Origin of the sequence: uncultured Lentibacter sp., from assembly GCF_937123735.1 — a bacterium.
Classification (GTDB): Bacteria; Pseudomonadota; Alphaproteobacteria; order Rhodobacterales; family Rhodobacteraceae; genus Lentibacter.
Genome location: NZ_CAKZKL010000010.1, coordinates 35,269 through 50,379 on the forward strand (window position 1 = coordinate 35,269; position 15,111 = coordinate 50,379).

General features: G+C 60.6%; 20 protein-coding genes. 8 read left to right on the top strand and 12 right to left on the bottom strand.

Features of this window, described 5'->3' with window-relative positions; translation table 11 throughout:
- The first annotated feature begins 2 nt into the window (after window positions 1-2).
- The gene (locus Q0478_RS02170) at window positions 3-1,190 is read left to right on the top strand and encodes an HlyD family efflux transporter periplasmic adaptor subunit (RefSeq protein ID WP_298675767.1); all 1,188 of its coding nucleotides are present in this window, start codon (window positions 3-5) and stop codon (window positions 1,188-1,190) included.
- On the opposite strand, the gene Q0478_RS02175 is transcribed toward Q0478_RS02170, so the two are convergent.
- Window positions 1,187-1,942: a lysophospholipid acyltransferase family protein gene (locus Q0478_RS02175; protein ID WP_298675770.1), complete on the bottom strand. Its 756-nt coding sequence runs from the start codon at window positions 1,940-1,942 to the stop codon at window positions 1,187-1,189. The genes Q0478_RS02170 and Q0478_RS02175 overlap by 4 nt on opposite strands.
- A 173-nt stretch (window positions 1,943-2,115) precedes the next feature.
- Between Q0478_RS02175 and Q0478_RS02180 the strand changes: the two genes are divergently transcribed.
- A complete protein-coding gene (locus Q0478_RS02180; RefSeq protein WP_298675772.1) occupies window positions 2,116-3,489 on the top strand; it encodes an MATE family efflux transporter in 1,374 nt (457 codons plus the stop codon).
- Here the strand turns inward: Q0478_RS02180 and Q0478_RS02185 are convergent.
- Window positions 3,486-3,908: a hypothetical protein gene (locus Q0478_RS02185; protein WP_298675774.1), complete on the bottom strand. Its 423-nt coding sequence runs from the start codon at window positions 3,906-3,908 to the stop codon at window positions 3,486-3,488. The two genes, Q0478_RS02180 and Q0478_RS02185, sit on opposite strands and share 4 nt — an antisense overlap.
- A 19-nt stretch (window positions 3,909-3,927) precedes the next feature.
- Window positions 3,928-5,130, bottom strand: coding sequence for a pyridoxal phosphate-dependent aminotransferase (locus Q0478_RS02190; RefSeq protein ID WP_298676135.1), 1,203 nt, complete (start codon window positions 5,128-5,130; stop codon window positions 3,928-3,930).
- 87 nt (window positions 5,131-5,217) lie between these two features.
- Here Q0478_RS02190 and Q0478_RS02195 point away from each other — a divergent pair, with 87 nt between their 5' ends.
- From Q0478_RS02195 to Q0478_RS02205, 3 genes are all read left to right on the top strand, one after another.
- Complete coding sequence (locus Q0478_RS02195) at window positions 5,218-5,607, top strand: helix-turn-helix transcriptional regulator (protein ID WP_298675777.1); 390 nt, start codon at window positions 5,218-5,220, stop codon at window positions 5,605-5,607.
- A gap of 4 nt (window positions 5,608-5,611) precedes the next feature.
- On the top strand, window positions 5,612-5,872 hold the full coding sequence (locus Q0478_RS02200; protein ID WP_298676137.1) for a succinate dehydrogenase assembly factor 2: 261 nt from the start codon (window positions 5,612-5,614) through the stop codon (window positions 5,870-5,872).
- 115 nt (window positions 5,873-5,987) lie between these two features.
- Window positions 5,988-6,485 (top strand): winged helix DNA-binding protein, encoded by a 498-nt coding sequence (locus Q0478_RS02205; RefSeq protein ID WP_298675780.1) that lies wholly within the window; start codon window positions 5,988-5,990, stop codon window positions 6,483-6,485.
- Here Q0478_RS02205 and Q0478_RS02210 read toward each other — a convergent pair.
- The 4 genes from Q0478_RS02210 to Q0478_RS02225 are packed head-to-tail and all read right to left on the bottom strand — an operon-like array spanning window position 6,479 to window position 9,986.
- A complete protein-coding gene (locus Q0478_RS02210) occupies window positions 6,479-7,201 on the bottom strand; it encodes a DUF1194 domain-containing protein (RefSeq protein ID WP_298675783.1) in 723 nt (240 codons plus the stop codon). The two genes, Q0478_RS02205 and Q0478_RS02210, sit on opposite strands and share 7 nt — an antisense overlap.
- On the bottom strand, window positions 7,201-7,629 hold the full coding sequence (locus Q0478_RS02215) for a VOC family protein (protein WP_298675786.1): 429 nt from the start codon (window positions 7,627-7,629) through the stop codon (window positions 7,201-7,203). The genes Q0478_RS02210 and Q0478_RS02215 overlap by 1 nt, the downstream gene beginning before the upstream one ends.
- A 51-nt stretch (window positions 7,630-7,680) precedes the next feature.
- Window positions 7,681-9,075 carry a hypothetical protein gene (locus tag Q0478_RS02220; protein WP_298675789.1) on the bottom strand — a complete coding sequence of 465 codons (1,395 nt, stop codon included), beginning with the start codon at window positions 9,073-9,075 and terminating at the stop codon, window positions 7,681-7,683.
- A 2-nt stretch (window positions 9,076-9,077) separates the two neighbouring features.
- Window positions 9,078-9,986, bottom strand: a complete 909-nt coding sequence (locus Q0478_RS02225) for a thymidylate synthase (RefSeq protein ID WP_298675791.1) — start codon at window positions 9,984-9,986, stop codon at window positions 9,078-9,080.
- A gap of 202 nt (window positions 9,987-10,188) precedes the next feature.
- Here Q0478_RS02225 and thyX point away from each other — a divergent pair, with 202 nt between their 5' ends.
- Together thyX and Q0478_RS02235 are read left to right on the top strand one after the other, a co-directional pair.
- Complete coding sequence (gene thyX, locus Q0478_RS02230) at window positions 10,189-11,094, top strand: FAD-dependent thymidylate synthase (protein ID WP_298675793.1); 906 nt, start codon at window positions 10,189-10,191, stop codon at window positions 11,092-11,094.
- A 104-nt stretch (window positions 11,095-11,198) separates the two neighbouring features.
- Entirely contained in the window at window positions 11,199-11,483 is a 285-nt protein-coding gene (locus Q0478_RS02235; protein WP_298675795.1) for a hypothetical protein, read from the top strand.
- A gap of 219 nt (window positions 11,484-11,702) precedes the next feature.
- Here the strand turns inward: Q0478_RS02235 and Q0478_RS02240 are convergent, their stop codons facing one another.
- Window positions 11,703-11,909: a cold-shock protein gene (locus tag Q0478_RS02240; RefSeq protein WP_298675797.1), complete on the bottom strand. Its 207-nt coding sequence runs from the start codon at window positions 11,907-11,909 to the stop codon at window positions 11,703-11,705.
- A gap of 183 nt (window positions 11,910-12,092) precedes the next feature.
- Between Q0478_RS02240 and Q0478_RS02245 the strand changes: the two genes are divergently transcribed.
- Window positions 12,093-12,407, top strand: coding sequence for an ArsC/Spx/MgsR family protein (locus Q0478_RS02245; RefSeq protein WP_298675800.1), 315 nt, complete (start codon window positions 12,093-12,095; stop codon window positions 12,405-12,407).
- Here Q0478_RS02245 and Q0478_RS02250 read toward each other — a convergent pair.
- From Q0478_RS02250 to Q0478_RS02265, 4 genes are read right to left on the bottom strand one after another with little or no spacing between them, the layout of a single operon-like run.
- Window positions 12,386-12,952 (bottom strand): DoxX family protein, encoded by a 567-nt coding sequence (locus Q0478_RS02250; RefSeq protein ID WP_298675803.1) that lies wholly within the window; start codon window positions 12,950-12,952, stop codon window positions 12,386-12,388. The genes Q0478_RS02245 and Q0478_RS02250 overlap by 22 nt on opposite strands.
- The gene (locus Q0478_RS02255; RefSeq protein ID WP_298675806.1) at window positions 12,949-13,704 is read right to left on the bottom strand and encodes a DNA-binding domain-containing protein; all 756 of its coding nucleotides are present in this window, start codon (window positions 13,702-13,704) and stop codon (window positions 12,949-12,951) included. Before Q0478_RS02255 ends, Q0478_RS02250 begins: the two co-directional genes overlap by 4 nt.
- Window positions 13,701-14,555 (bottom strand): DUF692 domain-containing protein, encoded by an 855-nt coding sequence (locus Q0478_RS02260; RefSeq protein WP_298675808.1) that lies wholly within the window; start codon window positions 14,553-14,555, stop codon window positions 13,701-13,703. Before Q0478_RS02260 ends, Q0478_RS02255 begins: the two co-directional genes overlap by 4 nt.
- A gap of 50 nt (window positions 14,556-14,605) precedes the next feature.
- Window positions 14,606-14,908, bottom strand: a complete 303-nt coding sequence (locus tag Q0478_RS02265; protein ID WP_298675810.1) for a DUF2282 domain-containing protein — start codon at window positions 14,906-14,908, stop codon at window positions 14,606-14,608.
- Window positions 14,909-15,111 lie beyond the last annotated feature (203 nt).

The window sequence follows — 15,111 nt, forward strand, 5'->3', positions numbered from 1 at the left end:
AGATGTCTGTCACTGCGCCACCGCTTTCAAACCAGTTGGGTGCGCGGCTGCGCGGCCCGAGCCTGACCATCTGGCTTTGTGCGGCGACGGTGTTTGTGTTTATCCTTTGGGCTGCCTTTGCCTGGGTCGACGAGATTGTGCGCGCAGATGGCGAGATGATTTCTTCGTCACGGCCCCAGATCATCCAGAACCTTGAGGGCGGCATATTGGCCGAGCTTCTGGTGAAGGAGGGGCAGGTTGTGAACGAGGGCGATGTGCTGGCGCGGCTGCGCGGCACGCAGTTTCAATCATCGGTGGATGAGCTGCAAGACCAGCTGATTGCGCTCGACATCCGCCGCCGGCGGATTGAGGCGGAGATCGAGGGGCGCAGCGAATTTGGTGTGCCGGAGGTTTTGCAACTGCGCAGCCCTGATATTGTCGCGTCCGAGCGTGCACTGCTGGTGGCGCGCCAGACCGAATACACCACCGCCCGCGCGGGCGCGCAGCGGGTGTTGGAGCAGGCTTTACAGGAAAAACAGCTTCTGGAGGATCTGCTCAAACAGAAGATTGTTGCGCTGATTGAGGTGACACGGGCGCGCAAGGCCTATGCGGATGCCAAGAACCGGTTTGATGACATCACCACCAAGACCGAGCTGGAGCGCGCGCAGGCCTATTCGGACACGCTCAAGGAGCTGGCCACCCTGCGCCAGACCTTCAAGGCCTCGCAAGACCGTCTCAGCCGCACCACGCTGCGCGCGCCGATGCGCGGGATCGTCAACGGGTTGGCTGTGACCACCATCGGCGGGGTTGTGCGCCCGGGTGAAGAGATTTTGCAGATCATTCCGCTGGATGAGGAGCTGTTTGTCGAGGCGCGGGTGCGGCCCAAGGATATTGCCAACATTCGCCGTGGCCAGGAGGCGACTGTGAAGCTTTCGGCCTATGACTATACAATTTACGGTAGCCTCAAGGGCCAGGTGGATGTGATTTCGGCAGATACGTTCAAGGACGAGACCACCCGTGATCCAAACGCCTCGGCCCATTACAAGGTGACGGTCAAGGTGGATATGAGCCAGCTCAACGCGCGCCAGAGCCAGATCGAGATCCGCCCCGGGATGCAGGCAAGTGTGGAGCTGCACACGGGGGCAAAGACCGTGCTGAGCTACCTGCTCAAGCCGCTTTACAAGAGCCGCGAAGCCTTCCGCGAGCCTTAGGCACCCGCGTCAAACACCTCTGACATGGCCGCGTGCAGGCGGGCGAGGTCGTCTTCGACCGTGGCAGACAGATCGCAGGCGAAAGGTGGCAGCACCTTGAGCGTGATTGTGCCGCTTTTGGGCACAAACCTGCCCCGTGGCAGGAGCTTGTCGGAGCCGAGGATGACGATGGGGCGGATGCTGCGCCCTGTGTCGCGGGCCACCACAACGGCCCCGGCCTTGAAGCTGCCAAGCGAGGGCGTGCGCACGCGGGTGCCTTCGGGGAAGAGCACGACAGAGCGGCGCGCCGGCATTTCGGCCACGGCCTTTGTAAGCGTTTCCATGGCGACCTTGCCGCTGGCGCGGTCGATCTCCACGAGCCCGGCCCCTTTGAAGCCGGTGGACAGCAGGGCGGCATCGCAGAGCTCTTTCTTGGCGGCGAAGGTGAACCATTTGCCATCGGGCACCGTGTCCATCAGGGTGAAACCGTCAAGGTGGCTGCGGTGATTGATCACGATGAGGCTGTTGTCATCGGCCAGCAGCGCGGCTTTGTCCTCTTCTGACATGGTCACGCGGATGCTGAGCAACCACAAGAGGCGTGTGCAAGCGCGCTTGACGGTGCGCCAATACCAGCCCCGAAAGCCTGCGCGGCGCGCACACACAAGCGGCACAAAACCGATGTAGAGAAAATACACCGGCCCCAGCAGGCAGAGGGCAAAACGTTTGGCCAGCCGCAGGGCGGCATGGTCGCTCGGGGAGAGGGTGTTTGGCATGGCAGCAGTCAACCTTGTGGCGCGTTCGGGCGCATGTCCCTGCGTCACCCTTGTTGCCTCTATCGGCCAAAAGGACACGGAATTCAACGGGTTTCGCGAAACCAGCTGCCGGTTCGCCCCGGGATTGAGCCGCAGGCCTTGCCGTGGCCTGCGCTGCGGCGTAAGCCTTTGGCATGACGGAGACAACGCGCGACCACATCAAGGCCTATCTCGTGCTCGGCTTGCCCCTTGTGGGCAGCCATGTGGCGCAGATGTCGATCAATTTGATCGATACGCTGATGCTGGGCTGGTATGATGTGGATGCGCTGGCCGCGCAGGTTCTTGCGAGCACCTTGTTTTTTGTCTTCTTCATTTTCGGGTCCGGGTTTGCCTGGGCCGTGATGCCCAAGGTGGCCGCGGCCGAGGGGGCCGGGGATGAGCGTGGCGCGCGGCGGGTGACGCGGATGGGGCTTTGGGCCTCGATCATGTTTGGCGTGGCGGTGATGCCGTTTTTCATTTGGTCCGAGCCGGTCTTGCTGGCCCTGGGGCAGACGCCGGCCCTAGCGGCTTTGGGGGCGGAGTATCTCATGGTGGCCGGATGGGGGATCTTCCCGGCACTCATGGTGATGACGCTCAAGAGCTTTCTGGCCGCTCTGGAGAAGACCCAAGCGGTGCTCTGGATCACGGTTGCGGCGGTATTTGCCAATGCCTTGGTGAACTATGCGTTGATTTTTGGCAATTGGGGCGCGCCGGAGCTGGGTATTTTGGGCGCGGCCTGGGCTTCGCTTGTTGTGCAGTTGCTGTCTTTTGCCTTGATCGTGGTCTATGCGCAGCGCGCCACGCCTGAGCATCAACTTTTCGTGCGCTTCTGGCGCGCCGATTGGGAGGCCTTTGGCGAGGTCTTTCGCCTGGGCTGGCCCATCGGGATCACGGCGCTGGCGGAGGTGGGTTTGTTTGCGGCCAGCTCGGTGATGATGGGCTGGCTGGGGACGATCCCGCTGGCGGCACATGGCATTGCGATGCAAGTGATTTCGCTGGCCTTCATGGTGCACCTTGGTTTGAGCAATGCGGCCACGGTGCGCGCGGGGCGGGCGCTTGGGCGGGGCGATATGGCCGGGCTGCGCCACGGCGGCTTCACGGTGTTCGGGATGTCTCTGGCGGTTGCGGTTCTGGCGGTTGTGACTTTTCTGCTCGTGCCGGAGCTGCTGCTGGGTGCCTTTTTGGACCCGCGTGACCCGGATGCGCCCGCTGTTCTGGCGATTGGCGTGGGGCTGATGGCGGCGGCGGCGCTGTTTCAGCTGGTGGATGCGGCCCAGGTTATGGCGCTCGGGCTGTTGCGCGGCGTGCAAGACACGCGCCTGCCCATGGTGATTGCTGCGGTGGCCTATTGGCTCATCGGGGTGCCGGCCTCTTATGTCTTGGGGTTTGTCTTTGAGCTGGGAGGCGTGGGTATCTGGCTGGGGCTGGCGCTCGGCTTGGCGGTTGCGGCGGTCTTGCTGATTTGGCGGTTCCTTGTCTGGCGCCCCGCAGTGGCCGCGGCTGCGCCAGTGCAGAGCGACAGCGCCTAGCGCTCTGGTGGTGCGGCGCTCGGTCCGGCGAGCCGGTCAGCTTTCTTGCGCACGAGGATCGTGCGCAGATCATGCATCGCAAGCAAGAGAGCATCGGTGACCGCCTCTAGCTGGGCCTCGCTGGCCTTTGACTGGGCCCATTGGCTGGTGAGGTTGAGGTGGTCCACCGCCCGGTGGATGTCATCCATGTCGCGCCGGGCCAGCAGGCCGCGACGCTCTTGGACCCAGTTTTCAATGGCCTCAAGATCGGTGGCAGAGAGCGCCCGCCCGCCCTGGGGCTTGATCTCCCCATTGCGGATGTTGACCGTGGCGATTGGCTCCATCTCGATCCGTTTCTGGCGGTTTGCGGTATCAACGCGAAACACCAGAGCTCCGTTTTCTCGCACGCGAAAATAAAAGGGAGGAAGCTCTAAAACCATGAAAAACCCGATGAACCGATTATGCCAAAGAGCCGCAGAATGACTGGATTCGTGTGCAGGCGTCAACCAAAGCTTCATCAGAGGTGGCATAGCTGATGCGAAAGGCCGGGCTGAGGCCAAAGGCGGCCCCAAAGACAACCGCAACACCGGTTTCGCTGAGCAGCGCTGTGGCGAAATCTTCGTCGGTTGCAATCAAGGTGCCGCCGGCGCTTGTTTTGCCGATGAGCCCCTGGATGGAGGGATAGACATAAAAAGCGCCCTCCGGCTTGGGGCAGCTGATGCCCTCACAGGCGTTGAGCATATCAACCACAAGGTTGCGCCGCCGGGTGAAGACGGCATTGTTTTCGGCGATGAACTCATGGCTGCCGTTGAGCGCCTCAAGGGCGGCCCACTGCGAGATTGAGCAAGGATTAGAGGTGCTTTGCGACTGGATCTTGCGCATGGCGGCGATGAGCGGCTCAGGGCCGGCAGCATAGCCGATGCGCCAGCCTGTCATGGCGTAAGCCTTGGAGACGCCATTGCAGGTGAGCGTGCGCGCGTAGAGCTGCGGCTCGACTTGGGCCGGGGTGCAGAACTGGAAACCGTCAAAGGCGAGAAATTCATACATGTCATCAGACATGACCCAGACATGGGGGTGGCGCAGCAGAACATCTGTGAGCGCTTTGAGCTCGGCCCATGTGTAGCCCGCCCCCGTGGGGTTGGAGGGCGAGTTGAAGATCAGCCATTTGGTTTTGGGGGTGATGGCGGCCTCAAGCTCTTCGGGCTGAAGCTTATAGGCGTTTTCGGCCTTGGCGGGGGCGATGACGGGTGTGCCGCCTGCGAGCAGCACCATATCGGGGTAGCTGACCCAATAGGGCGCGGGGATCACCACTTCGTCGCCCTCGTTGAGCGTGGCCATGAGGGCGTTGTAAAGGATCTGCTTGCCGCCGGTGCCCACCGAGACCTGCTTGGGCGTGTAGCTCAGGCCGTTGTCGCGTTTGAGCTTGTCACAGACCGCCTGCTTGAGCTCGATGATGCCGTCTGGTGCGGTGTATTTGGTTTTGCCGGCGTTGATCGCGGCGATGGCGGCGGCCTTGATATGCGCGGGCGTGTCAAAATCGGGCTCGCCTGCGGAGAGGCTGATCACATCCTGGCCGGCAGCCTTGAGCTCGCCTGCCTTGGTGCTGATGGCGATGGTGGGTGACGGTTTGACGCGCGAAAGGGTCTTTGAGAGGAAGGACATGGGCAGAAACCTGGTTTGCATTGGGTCGCATACGTCTTAGGTTGCTGTGTGAGGCTGATCAAGGAAGATCGGCGGAAAAGGAGAGATATGTCTGAAGAGCTGAGCAAAGGCTGGTTTGATCCGGAAACATCCACCTTCGGAGACCGTGTGGCGGGCGCGCGCGAGGCGGCGGGGATGAGCCAGAAACAGCTGGCCAAGCGGCTGGGTGTCAAGATCGTGACCCTGCGAAACTGGGAAAACGACATGGCCGAACCCCGCGCCAACAAGCTGAGCATGTTGGCGGGGCTGCTCAATGTTTCGATGATGTGGTTGCTGGATGGCTCGGGCGAGGGCGTTGACCCTGAGCAGCATGTGACCCGCGAGGAAAAGGATATGAACGAAATTCTCGCAGAGATTGTCGATCTCAAGAGCCGCGCCTTGCGCACGGCCAACCGGCTGGGTGCCTTGGAGAAAAAACTCCGCACATGGGCGCAATAAGATGGTGGCCGAGACACGGGAGCTGCGTCTGAAACGGCTCACCATGCGCTCCATGCGGCGTGGGATTAAAGAGATGGATCTCATATTAATGCGGTTTGCCCGGGCGCGCCTGGAGCAGATGACGGCGGCTGAGCTTGATTTATATGAGGCTCTATTGGATGAAAACGATCAGGACCTTTATCAGTGGGTGAGTGGGCAAACCCCTGCACCTGAAGGGTTTTTTGGCCTGATTGAAGAGATCGCCACAGAGGTTTCGGCCCGCTGAACGCGGGTGTTTTGGATTATGTATCTCGCATTTTAGCAATTCGGGTCAGCATTTAACTGATTTTTCGGCATTTTGGTTCAGTTTCCTCCTCGAGCAGTTTCGACGGAGACAAAGAATGAGCTTTCAAATGCAAGTAGGAAATGGACCTGAGGCGAGCTTCATGTCGGGGTATCTGGAGGCGCTCGCACTTGTCGAGCGGTTGCACAGGCTCCTTCTGGATGTGATCAAGGATGAGTTCGAGCGGGTTGGTGTCCTTGAGATCAACGCGGTGCAGGCCTTGCTGCTGTTTAATATCGGCGACAACGAGGTGACTGCGGGAGAGCTGAAAACCCGTGGCTATTATCAGGGCTCAAATGTGAGCTATAACCTCAAGAAACTTGTCGAGATGGGCTATATGCACCATCAGCGCTGCGAGATTGACCGCCGCTCCGTGCGCGTGAAGCTCACAGCCGAGGGCCGCAAGATCCATGCGGTTGTGGCCGAGCTCTTCCAGCGCCATGCCGAGGGGCTGGTGAGCCGACAGGTGCTGAGCCACGAGGGGCTGGAAGATATCACCAGCTCGCTGAAACGGGTCGAGCGTTACTGGGCCGATCAGATCCGGTATATTTATTGAGGCCGGATTGGGGCGGGGGTGGCCAGTTGGGAGACGAACTGTGGCGCGACCTCACGCTCAAGCTTGCGACTCATGGCGCGCTCAAAATCGCGAAAGCCTTGCGCCACTTCCAGAAAGGCCCCCGGACCATGGAGCACTTCGTTTTGATAAAAGGGGATAAGCGTGGTTTCGCCCTCGTGGTCGGCCCCATTGATCACCAGCCCGTTGACTGTCACACCGTCAAAGGCGAAGGCGCGATAGGCGTGGCGGGGCAAAAAGCCTTCGTTGTTGACCCCATCTCCGGAAATATCAACCGTTTGCGCGGCGCACTCCGGAGCAGCCTGAAGGCGCCCGGCCGCATGGCCCAAAGCATGGCCCATTGCGGTGGGGAATTCGCTGTAACTGCGCTCAAAACGAGCCACATTTTCAGCGACAAACAGAAGATGCGCGCGCGAGCGTATCATCACCCAGTCTTGAACCAAGGTGTGGTTGTAGCGCCCTGACCATTCAAAGATCGTCAGCGCGACCGGCGCAGGAGAGGCCAGAAAGGCCCGCACCACATCGGGCGCGATCAGGGCGGCGGCAAGCCCACCTTTTTGCAGGGCATATTCGCCCTTATCGACCGAAGAAGACACATCGAGCGCCAAGACCAGCGCCAGCCGGCAGGGCAGATCTTGGGCGGGGAGCAGCCCGGGCCAAAGCGCCAGAAGAAGGGCTGCCAACCCGCGCCGGACCATCACCAGTGCCCTGTGTTTTCCATGCTCGCCCAAGGCTCTGCCGGGGCAAGCGGCGCGCCGGCTTGCAGGAACTCGATGGAGACATTGTCCGGAGAGCGCACAAAGGCCATGCGCCCGTCCCGCGGGGGGCGGTTGATGGTGATTCCGTTGTCCATGAGGTGTTGGCAGAGTGCGTAGATGTCCTCGACCTCGTAGGCCAGATGGCCGAAATGGCGGCTGTCAGAGGGCAGCTCTGCATCGCCATCCCAGTTGTAGGTGAGCTCGACCGGGCACTCGGGCTGTCCGGGCGGGGCCATGAAAATCAGCGAAAAGCGGCCTTCCTCGCTGTCATAATGTCGGGTTTTCTCAAGGCCGATCAGCTCGTAAAAGCGGATCGCTTCTTCCAGATTTTTGACGCGGACCATTGTGTGCAGATATTTGACGTGCATAGCGCTCTCCTTTTGACACCCCAGCCTAGGGCAAAAATGCCGCGCGGCAAGTCAGAAGCTGGAGGACAGACCCAGCGTCAGCGTGGCCCCGCGGGCCGTGAAACGGCTGATGTTGGAGCGACTGGCTTGATATTGCAGGGCGAGGCTTGGCACAAAGCCGGCCCGTTCATAGCTTTCAAAGCGCAGGTTGAGGGTGGCCGCGGCGCTCTTGTCGGTGCGCCCGCCGGGCACGCGGATAAACCCGATGGCATAGTCTGCGAAGTGGCTGTGTTGTGCGCTGAGCGTGAGGTCGAGTTTGGCCGGGCCGACGGGCTGGCCAAAACCATAGCGCAGATGCGCCAGAACTGACCGTTGTGAGGTGTTGATCTGGGCCGTTTCGATGTGCCGCAGCGTGAGGCCCGCCTGAAAATAAGATTTATTTTCCAAATTTTTAGTAAAATTTGCGCGCAATTCGAGCTCTGTGCCTCGGTGCTTGGGCGGGGCGCTGTATGTAAGCTGTGAGAGCTGCCCCCCCCAGACGAAGGATGCGCCGGGCGCGGGGTTTTGCTGTTGCAGATAGCCCACTGTCAGCGCGCTGCTATATTTTTTGCCCGCGCTCAGGGTTTCGCCAAGCGTGAGTGACAGCCGATGGCGGCGCGGGGCGTGGAGTGCCTGTTGGGGGCGTTGATTTGTGTGCCAGAGTTTTTGCAGCCCCAGCTCGTAGCGCCCAAAGGACAGATCAGAGCTGTGCAGCTCGGGCGCGCGCGCCTTGGCGGCGGTCGAGAGGCGGACGTTGCGTTGAAACACGCGCAGCTGCCAGTGCCAAAGGCTGTTGCTTGTGCTGTGCAGCTTGTAGCGAGCGCGCAGATCAACTTTGGCGACGGAGCCTGAAAGCGCCTGGGCATCGGCGGAGAGCACGCCAACCGGGGTGAGGCCGTCGATGCTGAGTTCGGCGGTTTCGGCGCCCGCGTTGACATTGCTGGAAGGCCCAAGCGCAAGGTCCAGATCCCAGGTGACGGTCTTGAGGGCTTGCAGGCGCTTGAAATCGGCGATTGTTTGGCGCCGCGCCGCAGGGGCGGGGGCTGTCTCAAGCGCGCGGCGCAGCCAGTATTGTGCGGCGCCGTAGCGGCCATCCCGCAGCGCGAGCCCGGCGGAAGCCTGTGCGGCTGTAAACCGGTCGCGGGGTTTGCGGGCTTTGGCAAAGGCTTTGCGCGCGGCTTTGCGGGCCTTGGCAAGCTGGCCCAACCCGGCTTGGGCCTGACTGACAATGAAATGGGCTTGGCCATCGTTTGGATCGGCTTGCAGCAGCCCCATTCCCAGCTGCAAGGCCAGCCCATATGCGCGCTGTGTCAGAGCTTCTTGCGCGGCCAATCTGGCCTCCGGCAGGCTGTAGCTGCGGGCGCTTTGTGCGCAGACCAGCTGCGGCATCAACAGCGCCACGAGGAGCGCGCAGAGAAGCCGGCGCATGATCAGGGGGTGCAGGTGGGATGCGACCCGGCGGCGCTATCGCAGCTGTCGAGCACGAACACGCCAAGCTCTGTTTCGTTTTCCAAGCCCAGAAGATCATTGTCAAATTCGCTCAAATCGACAATGCCACCGAGCGCTTCGGCATTTGGCCCGCCAAACAGGCCACCATAATCGCCGACATCGCTCTCGCTGTCGCCTTGGTAGGAAATATCGGTGCCATAAAAGGTCCCGTCTTCGCCGATCGGTGTGCTGACAAGCATGAGTGTGGGCAGGCCCGTGCCGGTGTCAACGATTTCACGGTTGTAAATACTGCCCTCCAGAACATTGCTGGAAAAGTCGACGGTTATGAGGATATCGCCTTCTGTGCGGGCCGATTGGCCGGGCAGGATGGCGGTTGGGGTGTTGGGATCGGTGGGCAGCAGATCACCGCTGATGCTGATGTTGGTGAGGCCTGCGTAGGTGCCGGCATAGCGCACAAGCCCTGTGGCCGGCGGGGTGTAAGCGCCGCTGCGCTCATAATAGCCGCCGTTGCGCAGCTGGCCAAACTGTCCGCCTGTGGAGACCACCCCGGCGCGCAGGGCGCCGCTGTTGCTTGACTGGCTGACAAGGGCAATCACATGTCGTGACAGGGCGTCATCTTGCACGCTGTAGGCTTCATAACCTGCCACATCGAGCGCGGCGTTGCGGGTGAACTGGGTGGTTTGCTGCCCGCTGATCAGGGGCACCCCTGTGACCGTCAGGGTTTGTGCGCTGGCATCATAGGCCACCGCACTGACATCGCCTGCGAGCAGCGCAGGCACAGGGGTTGCGTTGGGGGTGGTTGTGCCTGGTTGGGTGAACGGGTTGGTGCCATCCCCGCTACAGGCGGCCAGAAGGCTCAGGGCGCCCATGGCAGACAGAAGATATTTCATGATAAACTGGTCCCTCAACCGCACGCGTTACGACAACATGGGCCAAAAATTGCGCTTTGCAGCGGGCTTGTCAATCGGCGGGGGGCTGCAATTGCAGATGAATCCGGGCCCGTTGCATTTTGGCGCAGTTTCTTGTGTTTCATTACCCGGCTTTCGCAAGATATAGTGGGCAGCGACTCAGACCCTAGAGAAGGAACGCCAGATGTCTCTGACCCCCGAACAGCAGGCCGAAATCGAGACATTGCGCGCCAGTTCCGCACCCACGCTGCGCGCGGTCAGCGCAGGGATGGAGGCCCATCTTTACAAGGCCTATCCTGTGTTGGATCATGGGTTTATCCGGGTGATTGACTACATGGGCGATGATGCGGCGATCTGCCAGGCGGCGCGGGTGAGCTATGGTAAGGGGACCAAGTCGGTCCAGAATGACGAGGGGCTTATTCGCTATTTGATGCGCCATTGGCATTCAACGCCGTTTGAGATGTGCGAGATCAAGCTTCATGTGAAACTGCCGGTCTTTGTGGCCCGCCAGTGGATCCGGCACCGCACGGCCAATGTGAATGAGTATTCCGCGCGCTACTCCATTTTGGACCGCGAGTTTTACATCCCTGCGCCCGAACAGCTTGCGGCGCAATCGGTGGTGAACAACCAGGGCCGGGGCGAAGCGCTTTCGGGGGACGAGGCGGCGCGGGTTCTGGAGTATCTCAAGGCAGATTCGGCGCGCGCCTATGATCATTATGAGGCGATGATTTCGGATGAGGGCCAGCAGGGGCTGGCCCGCGAGTTGGCGCGGATGAACCTGCCGGCCAATATCTATACGCAATGGTATTGGAAGGTGGATCTGCACAATTTGCTGCATTTCCTGCGTTTGCGCGCAGATGCCCATGCCCAATACGAGATCCGCGTCTATGCCGACGAGATCTGCAAGGTTGTGGCTGATTGGGTGCCAGCGGCCTATGGCGCCTTTGAAGATTATCGCATGGGGGGCGCCACGCTTTCGGGGCGCGCACTTGATGTGGTGAAACGGATGCTGAAGGGCGAAGAGGTAAGCCAGGAAAGCTCGGGGATGAGCAAAGGCGAATGGCGTGAGTTTCAGGCTCTTCTGGGCTGAACCGGCGCGCGCCGCCTTGGGGCGCGCGAATTTTATTTGACCTTTCGGCAGGGCTTGGTAGCCTAACAGCAAGTGAATTCGGTATTTTGTGTGAGGGACGTGTTATGAAATCCAAACTTATCCTCGGTGCGGCCTTTGCGGCTCTTATGGGCACACCGGCTTTGGCCGGCGATCTCATGCCCGCCTACCCATATAGCGGTGAAAACAACTGCCCGACGGGTCTGTCTCCGATTGTGATGGGAGGTGTTATTTGCTGTGGCACGCCCAACCAGGAAGTGAGCTATTCCTCCATGATGGCTGAGCCGGCCCCCCGCAAGCGTTATAAGGCACGCACCGTGCGCTATCTGCCGCGCGACACCTGTATTGAGGGTGAAAAAGGCTGCTCATAGAGCTTTTGGGCAGCCCTCGGACGCCGGGGGATGCGTGCTCGAGGGGCTGTAAACTTTTCGGGCAGCGAAAAGCGAGTCTGAGAAAAAAGAGCCAGTAAAAATAGGCTGTGAAAAATAGGCTGTGAAAAACGGGCCAAAGCGGCTGTGTAACGCCCGCTCTCAACAGAAATGGCGCGGAAGGAAAGCCCTCCGCGCCAGATTTTTGTGGGCGTGTCGCGGTCAGAGTGTCTTGAGGTTGGTTGCCATTTGGCGGCCATCCCGGCCGTCCTCCAGATCAAAGGACACCTTTTGATCATCGGCAAGCCCTGTGAGGCCCGAGCGCTCTACTGCGGAAATATGCACGAAAACATCCTTGCCGCCGTCATCGGGGGCAATAAAGCCGAAGCCTTTTGTTGTGTTGAACCATTTAACGGTGCCATTTGGCATTCCGTTTCTCCTTCTTCGCTTGTGCGAGGCCTTTTCTGGCAGGCCTCATATACCTGGCGTCACTCACGATCTCGTGGTTCCGTCAGGGTGACTGGGCGGAAGTCAGAAATAGAAAGTCACTGGGTGAAAGCTTACACAAATTTTGTAAAAATCAAATGAAATTAGAGATTCGGGAGAAATGTGATGCGGATATTCGGGTTGAAAGCCTGCGACAGCTGCAAAAAAGCGCTTAAAGCGCTGACAGGCGCTGAGCTTGTCGACATCAGGGCAGAGGGCTTTCCCGAGGGCCTTTTGGCGCGGGCCGAGGCGCAGTTTGGCCCGGCGCTTTTGAACACGCGCTCAACGACCTGGCGGGGCTTGAGCGCTGAGGAGCGGGCAGGCGCGCCCTTGGAGTTGATTGCAGCCCACCCGGCTTTGATGAAGCGGCCTTTGATCGAGGCCAATGGCGCGCTTTATCTTGGCTGGGGCGAAGACACTCAGGCCGCCCTGGGGCTTTGAGCGGGGTTCAAGAGGCGGTCTGCTGAGAGCCAGCCGCCGCCTTTGAACACCAGCGTGAGCAACAAAAGCACCCAGAGCGTGCGCTGATCGAGGATCAGGCTGTCAGAGGCTTTGTCAAACCACGCCCCGAGCGTGCCGGCGTGTTCGATCCCGCCGTGGCCGAAAAGATCGGTCAGGGACTGGACGATGACAAAGCCGACCATTCCAAGGGCGGCGAGGCGGGTGAAGAGGCCCACAACAATGAGCGCGGGCAACAGAAACTCGGCGATTGTGCCACCTGTGACAACGGCCCAGTGAAAGACGCTCAGCTGGGAGATGTCATAGGTGACCGCCTCCATGGCCTTTGGAAAAATCTGCGCATAGGCGCCCACCGAGGGGGCGAGAAACCCGAAGATGCCATCGCCCAGTTTGGTGAGGCCCGAGGCGATAAAGTAGTGCAAAAGCACGGCGGCAAAGGTGAGCCGCGCCAGCAGGGGCAGTGCGCCGTCTGAAGCGTCCGACAGCCTTTGCGACGCCTGATTATATATACTTATCAGAGTTTTCATTCGCTTTCCTCAAGTGAAATTTTTACAATGCTTTGCGTGCTGAGAAGCAGTCCAAGCGCTGTGCTCAGCTCAAACGCGGGTGCAGCTTCGCTGGCGTGTTGGGCCGCTGTGCCAAGCGTTTTGCCTGTGCTCAGTGCGCGGATGAAGCTGTCAGCACCCGGGGGCAAAAGCTGTGGCACCGGGTCAAACTCCGCACGGGTGATGAGCACGGATTGCGCAACCGCCTGCGGCTTGGGCGCGCCTGCGGTAGTGTTGTAGAGCCAGAGCGCGTGGATCGGCCACGAAGAGACGAGAACGCGCAGAGCGGGGGCGAGTGTAAAGCGCATATCGGCCAGCGCCGCAGGGGCGATCTGTGCCAGCGCGTCGGGCGCAATCGGGGTGGCATCGGCGGCGTGGTAGCTTTCGCGCAGGGCATACTCCAGCCGTGCGACATCGGGCAGGTAGCCGTATTTGGCCAAGGGCGCAAAACCTGCCAAAAAGGCCGGAAAACCCGCGCCGTAGAGCATCATCACAGGCGAGCTTGGCGGCTCGGCGCGCAGGTATTCACGGGCGATGTTGCGGAAGTTTTCTGCCCCGATGAGCTTGGCGACCACGCTAAACCCTGTTTCCAGCGCATCCATCAGCGAGACGGTGACATTGTTGCGATAGACCGCAAAACGCTTGCCTGCGGGGGCGCCGTAGCCGTCTGTGAGGCCCTCGGGCACGGGCAGATCGGGCGCGAGCAGCGCTTGGGAGAATATGCGCTGGCTCATGCAGGAAGCTTCGCGAGCGCGGCCCCAGCGCGGGCGGCTTCAGCGGCTAGGACGGGCCAATCGGGCACGTTATTGTCCCATTCCACCAAGAGAGGCTTTGGGCCAGCGCGCTCAAGTGTGAGGTCAAGCAGCGCCCAGACCGGGTCAATCACCTCGCGGCCATGGCTGTCAATCAGCAGGGGCTGGCCGGCGTCGTCTTCGTCTTCATCATGGCCGCCGAGGTGAATTTCGTGCACGTTTTCAAGGGGGAAGTCCTCAATATAGGCTTGGGGAGAAGAGCCAAGATTGGTGGCGGAGACGAAGACGTTGTTGACATCGAGGAGCAACCCGCAGCCTGTGCGCGCGGCGAGGTCGCGCAGAAAATCTGTCTCGCTCATTTCGGAGGCCTCAAAGGCGAGATAGGAAGAGGGGTTCTCCAGAAGCATCTGACGGCCGAGTGTATCCTGCACCTGCGAGATGTGGCTCGCAACGCGGGCAAGGCTCGCCGCGTTATAAGGCAGGGGCAGCAGGTCATTCAAAAAGGCGCTGTCGTGGGACGACCAGGCGAGATGCTCGGAGAAGCTGGCGGGATTGAGCCAGTCACACAGGTGTTTGAGGCGGCTAAGGTGGTCGCTGTCCAGCGGGCCTTCTCCGCCGATGGAGAGGCCGACACCGTGCACGGAAATGGGGAAGCGCTCGGAGAGGGCCCGAAGCTGGGCAAGCGGGCGGCCGCCTTGGCCCATATAGTTTTCGGCATGGACTTCAAACCAGCTTACGGGGCCAGCATTTTTCATGATCTCGGCGAAGTGCTGCGGCTTATAGCCGAGGCCTGCGCTGTTGGGCAGGCGGTTGCTTTGGCTCTGGTCAAACATGTGAAGGCTCCGAAAGAGGGCGGGAGGGCGCGTGGCCCTCCCCTGTATGTTTATGCGGGCAGGTCGCGCTCGAGCGCTTCAAGCGCGCCTTTGCGCATTGTGCCATCGGCCATTTCGGGAAGGTCGATGTCCATACATGTGCCGGCTTCAACGAGGGTCCAGGCGTTGCCTTGGTAGTCAACGGTTGAAGAGCCTGCGCAGGTTGTGCCGGGGCCTGCGGCGCAATCGTTCTGGCCAGCGAGCGATACGCCGAAGCACTTTTCTTTTTCCATGGCGGAAGCGGTTGTGCCATGGGCGCTGAGGGCGGCGGCAACAGCGCCAGCAACGGCGACGGATTTCATGAGTTTGGACATTTTGGAACTCCCTTTGCGGTTTAAGTCACGTTTGGACCGCTTTGTGCGGTGTCCCGACCGTAGAGGGCCAAGGGGGCCACGCACCATTCACGGGCGCGTGCTTCACGCATATGGGAGGCTTTGTGAGGGATTTTGGCGGATTTCGGGCCGCTGCCGCTGAAAGCAGGCGTGTTTTATGACGCCTGCTCTGGATTTTGGGATCA

Bases quoted from the DNA above. Each gene is read 5' to 3' on its own strand.
- Q0478_RS02255 (WP_298675806.1), bottom strand. From the start codon at position 13,704: ATGAGCCAGCGCATATTCTCCCAAGCGCTGCTCGCGCCCGATCTGCCC.
- Q0478_RS02185 (WP_298675774.1), bottom strand. From the start codon at position 3,908: ATGGTTTTAGAGCTTCCTCCCTTTTATTTTCGCGTGCGAGAAAACGGA.
- Q0478_RS02190 (WP_298676135.1), bottom strand. From the start codon at position 5,130: ATGTCCTTCCTCTCAAAGACCCTTTCGCGCGTCAAACCGTCACCCACC.
- Q0478_RS02265 (WP_298675810.1), bottom strand. From the start codon at position 14,908: ATGTCCAAACTCATGAAATCCGTCGCCGTTGCTGGCGCTGTTGCCGCC.
- Q0478_RS02235 (WP_298675795.1), top strand. From the start codon at position 11,199: ATGAAATCCAAACTTATCCTCGGTGCGGCCTTTGCGGCTCTTATGGGC.
- Q0478_RS02240 (WP_298675797.1), bottom strand. From the start codon at position 11,909: ATGCCAAATGGCACCGTTAAATGGTTCAACACAACAAAAGGCTTCGGC.
- Q0478_RS02170 (WP_298675767.1), top strand. From the start codon at position 3: ATGTCTGTCACTGCGCCACCGCTTTCAAACCAGTTGGGTGCGCGGCTG.
- Q0478_RS02210 (WP_298675783.1), bottom strand. From the start codon at position 7,201: ATGGTCCGGCGCGGGTTGGCAGCCCTTCTTCTGGCGCTTTGGCCCGGG.
- Q0478_RS02260 (WP_298675808.1), bottom strand. From the start codon at position 14,555: ATGTTTGACCAGAGCCAAAGCAACCGCCTGCCCAACAGCGCAGGCCTC.
- Q0478_RS02205 (WP_298675780.1), top strand. From the start codon at position 5,988: ATGAGCTTTCAAATGCAAGTAGGAAATGGACCTGAGGCGAGCTTCATG.
- Q0478_RS02195 (WP_298675777.1), top strand. From the start codon at position 5,218: ATGTCTGAAGAGCTGAGCAAAGGCTGGTTTGATCCGGAAACATCCACC.
- Q0478_RS02250 (WP_298675803.1), bottom strand. From the start codon at position 12,952: ATGAAAACTCTGATAAGTATATATAATCAGGCGTCGCAAAGGCTGTCG.
- thyX (WP_298675793.1), top strand. From the start codon at position 10,189: ATGTCTCTGACCCCCGAACAGCAGGCCGAAATCGAGACATTGCGCGCC.
- Q0478_RS02245 (WP_298675800.1), top strand. From the start codon at position 12,093: ATGCGGATATTCGGGTTGAAAGCCTGCGACAGCTGCAAAAAAGCGCTT.
- Q0478_RS02220 (WP_298675789.1), bottom strand. From the start codon at position 9,075: ATGCGCCGGCTTCTCTGCGCGCTCCTCGTGGCGCTGTTGATGCCGCAG.
- Q0478_RS02175 (WP_298675770.1), bottom strand. From the start codon at position 1,942: ATGCCAAACACCCTCTCCCCGAGCGACCATGCCGCCCTGCGGCTGGCC.
- Q0478_RS02225 (WP_298675791.1), bottom strand. From the start codon at position 9,986: ATGAAATATCTTCTGTCTGCCATGGGCGCCCTGAGCCTTCTGGCCGCC.
- Q0478_RS02215 (WP_298675786.1), bottom strand. From the start codon at position 7,629: ATGCACGTCAAATATCTGCACACAATGGTCCGCGTCAAAAATCTGGAA.
- Q0478_RS02180 (WP_298675772.1), top strand. From the start codon at position 2,116: ATGACGGAGACAACGCGCGACCACATCAAGGCCTATCTCGTGCTCGGC.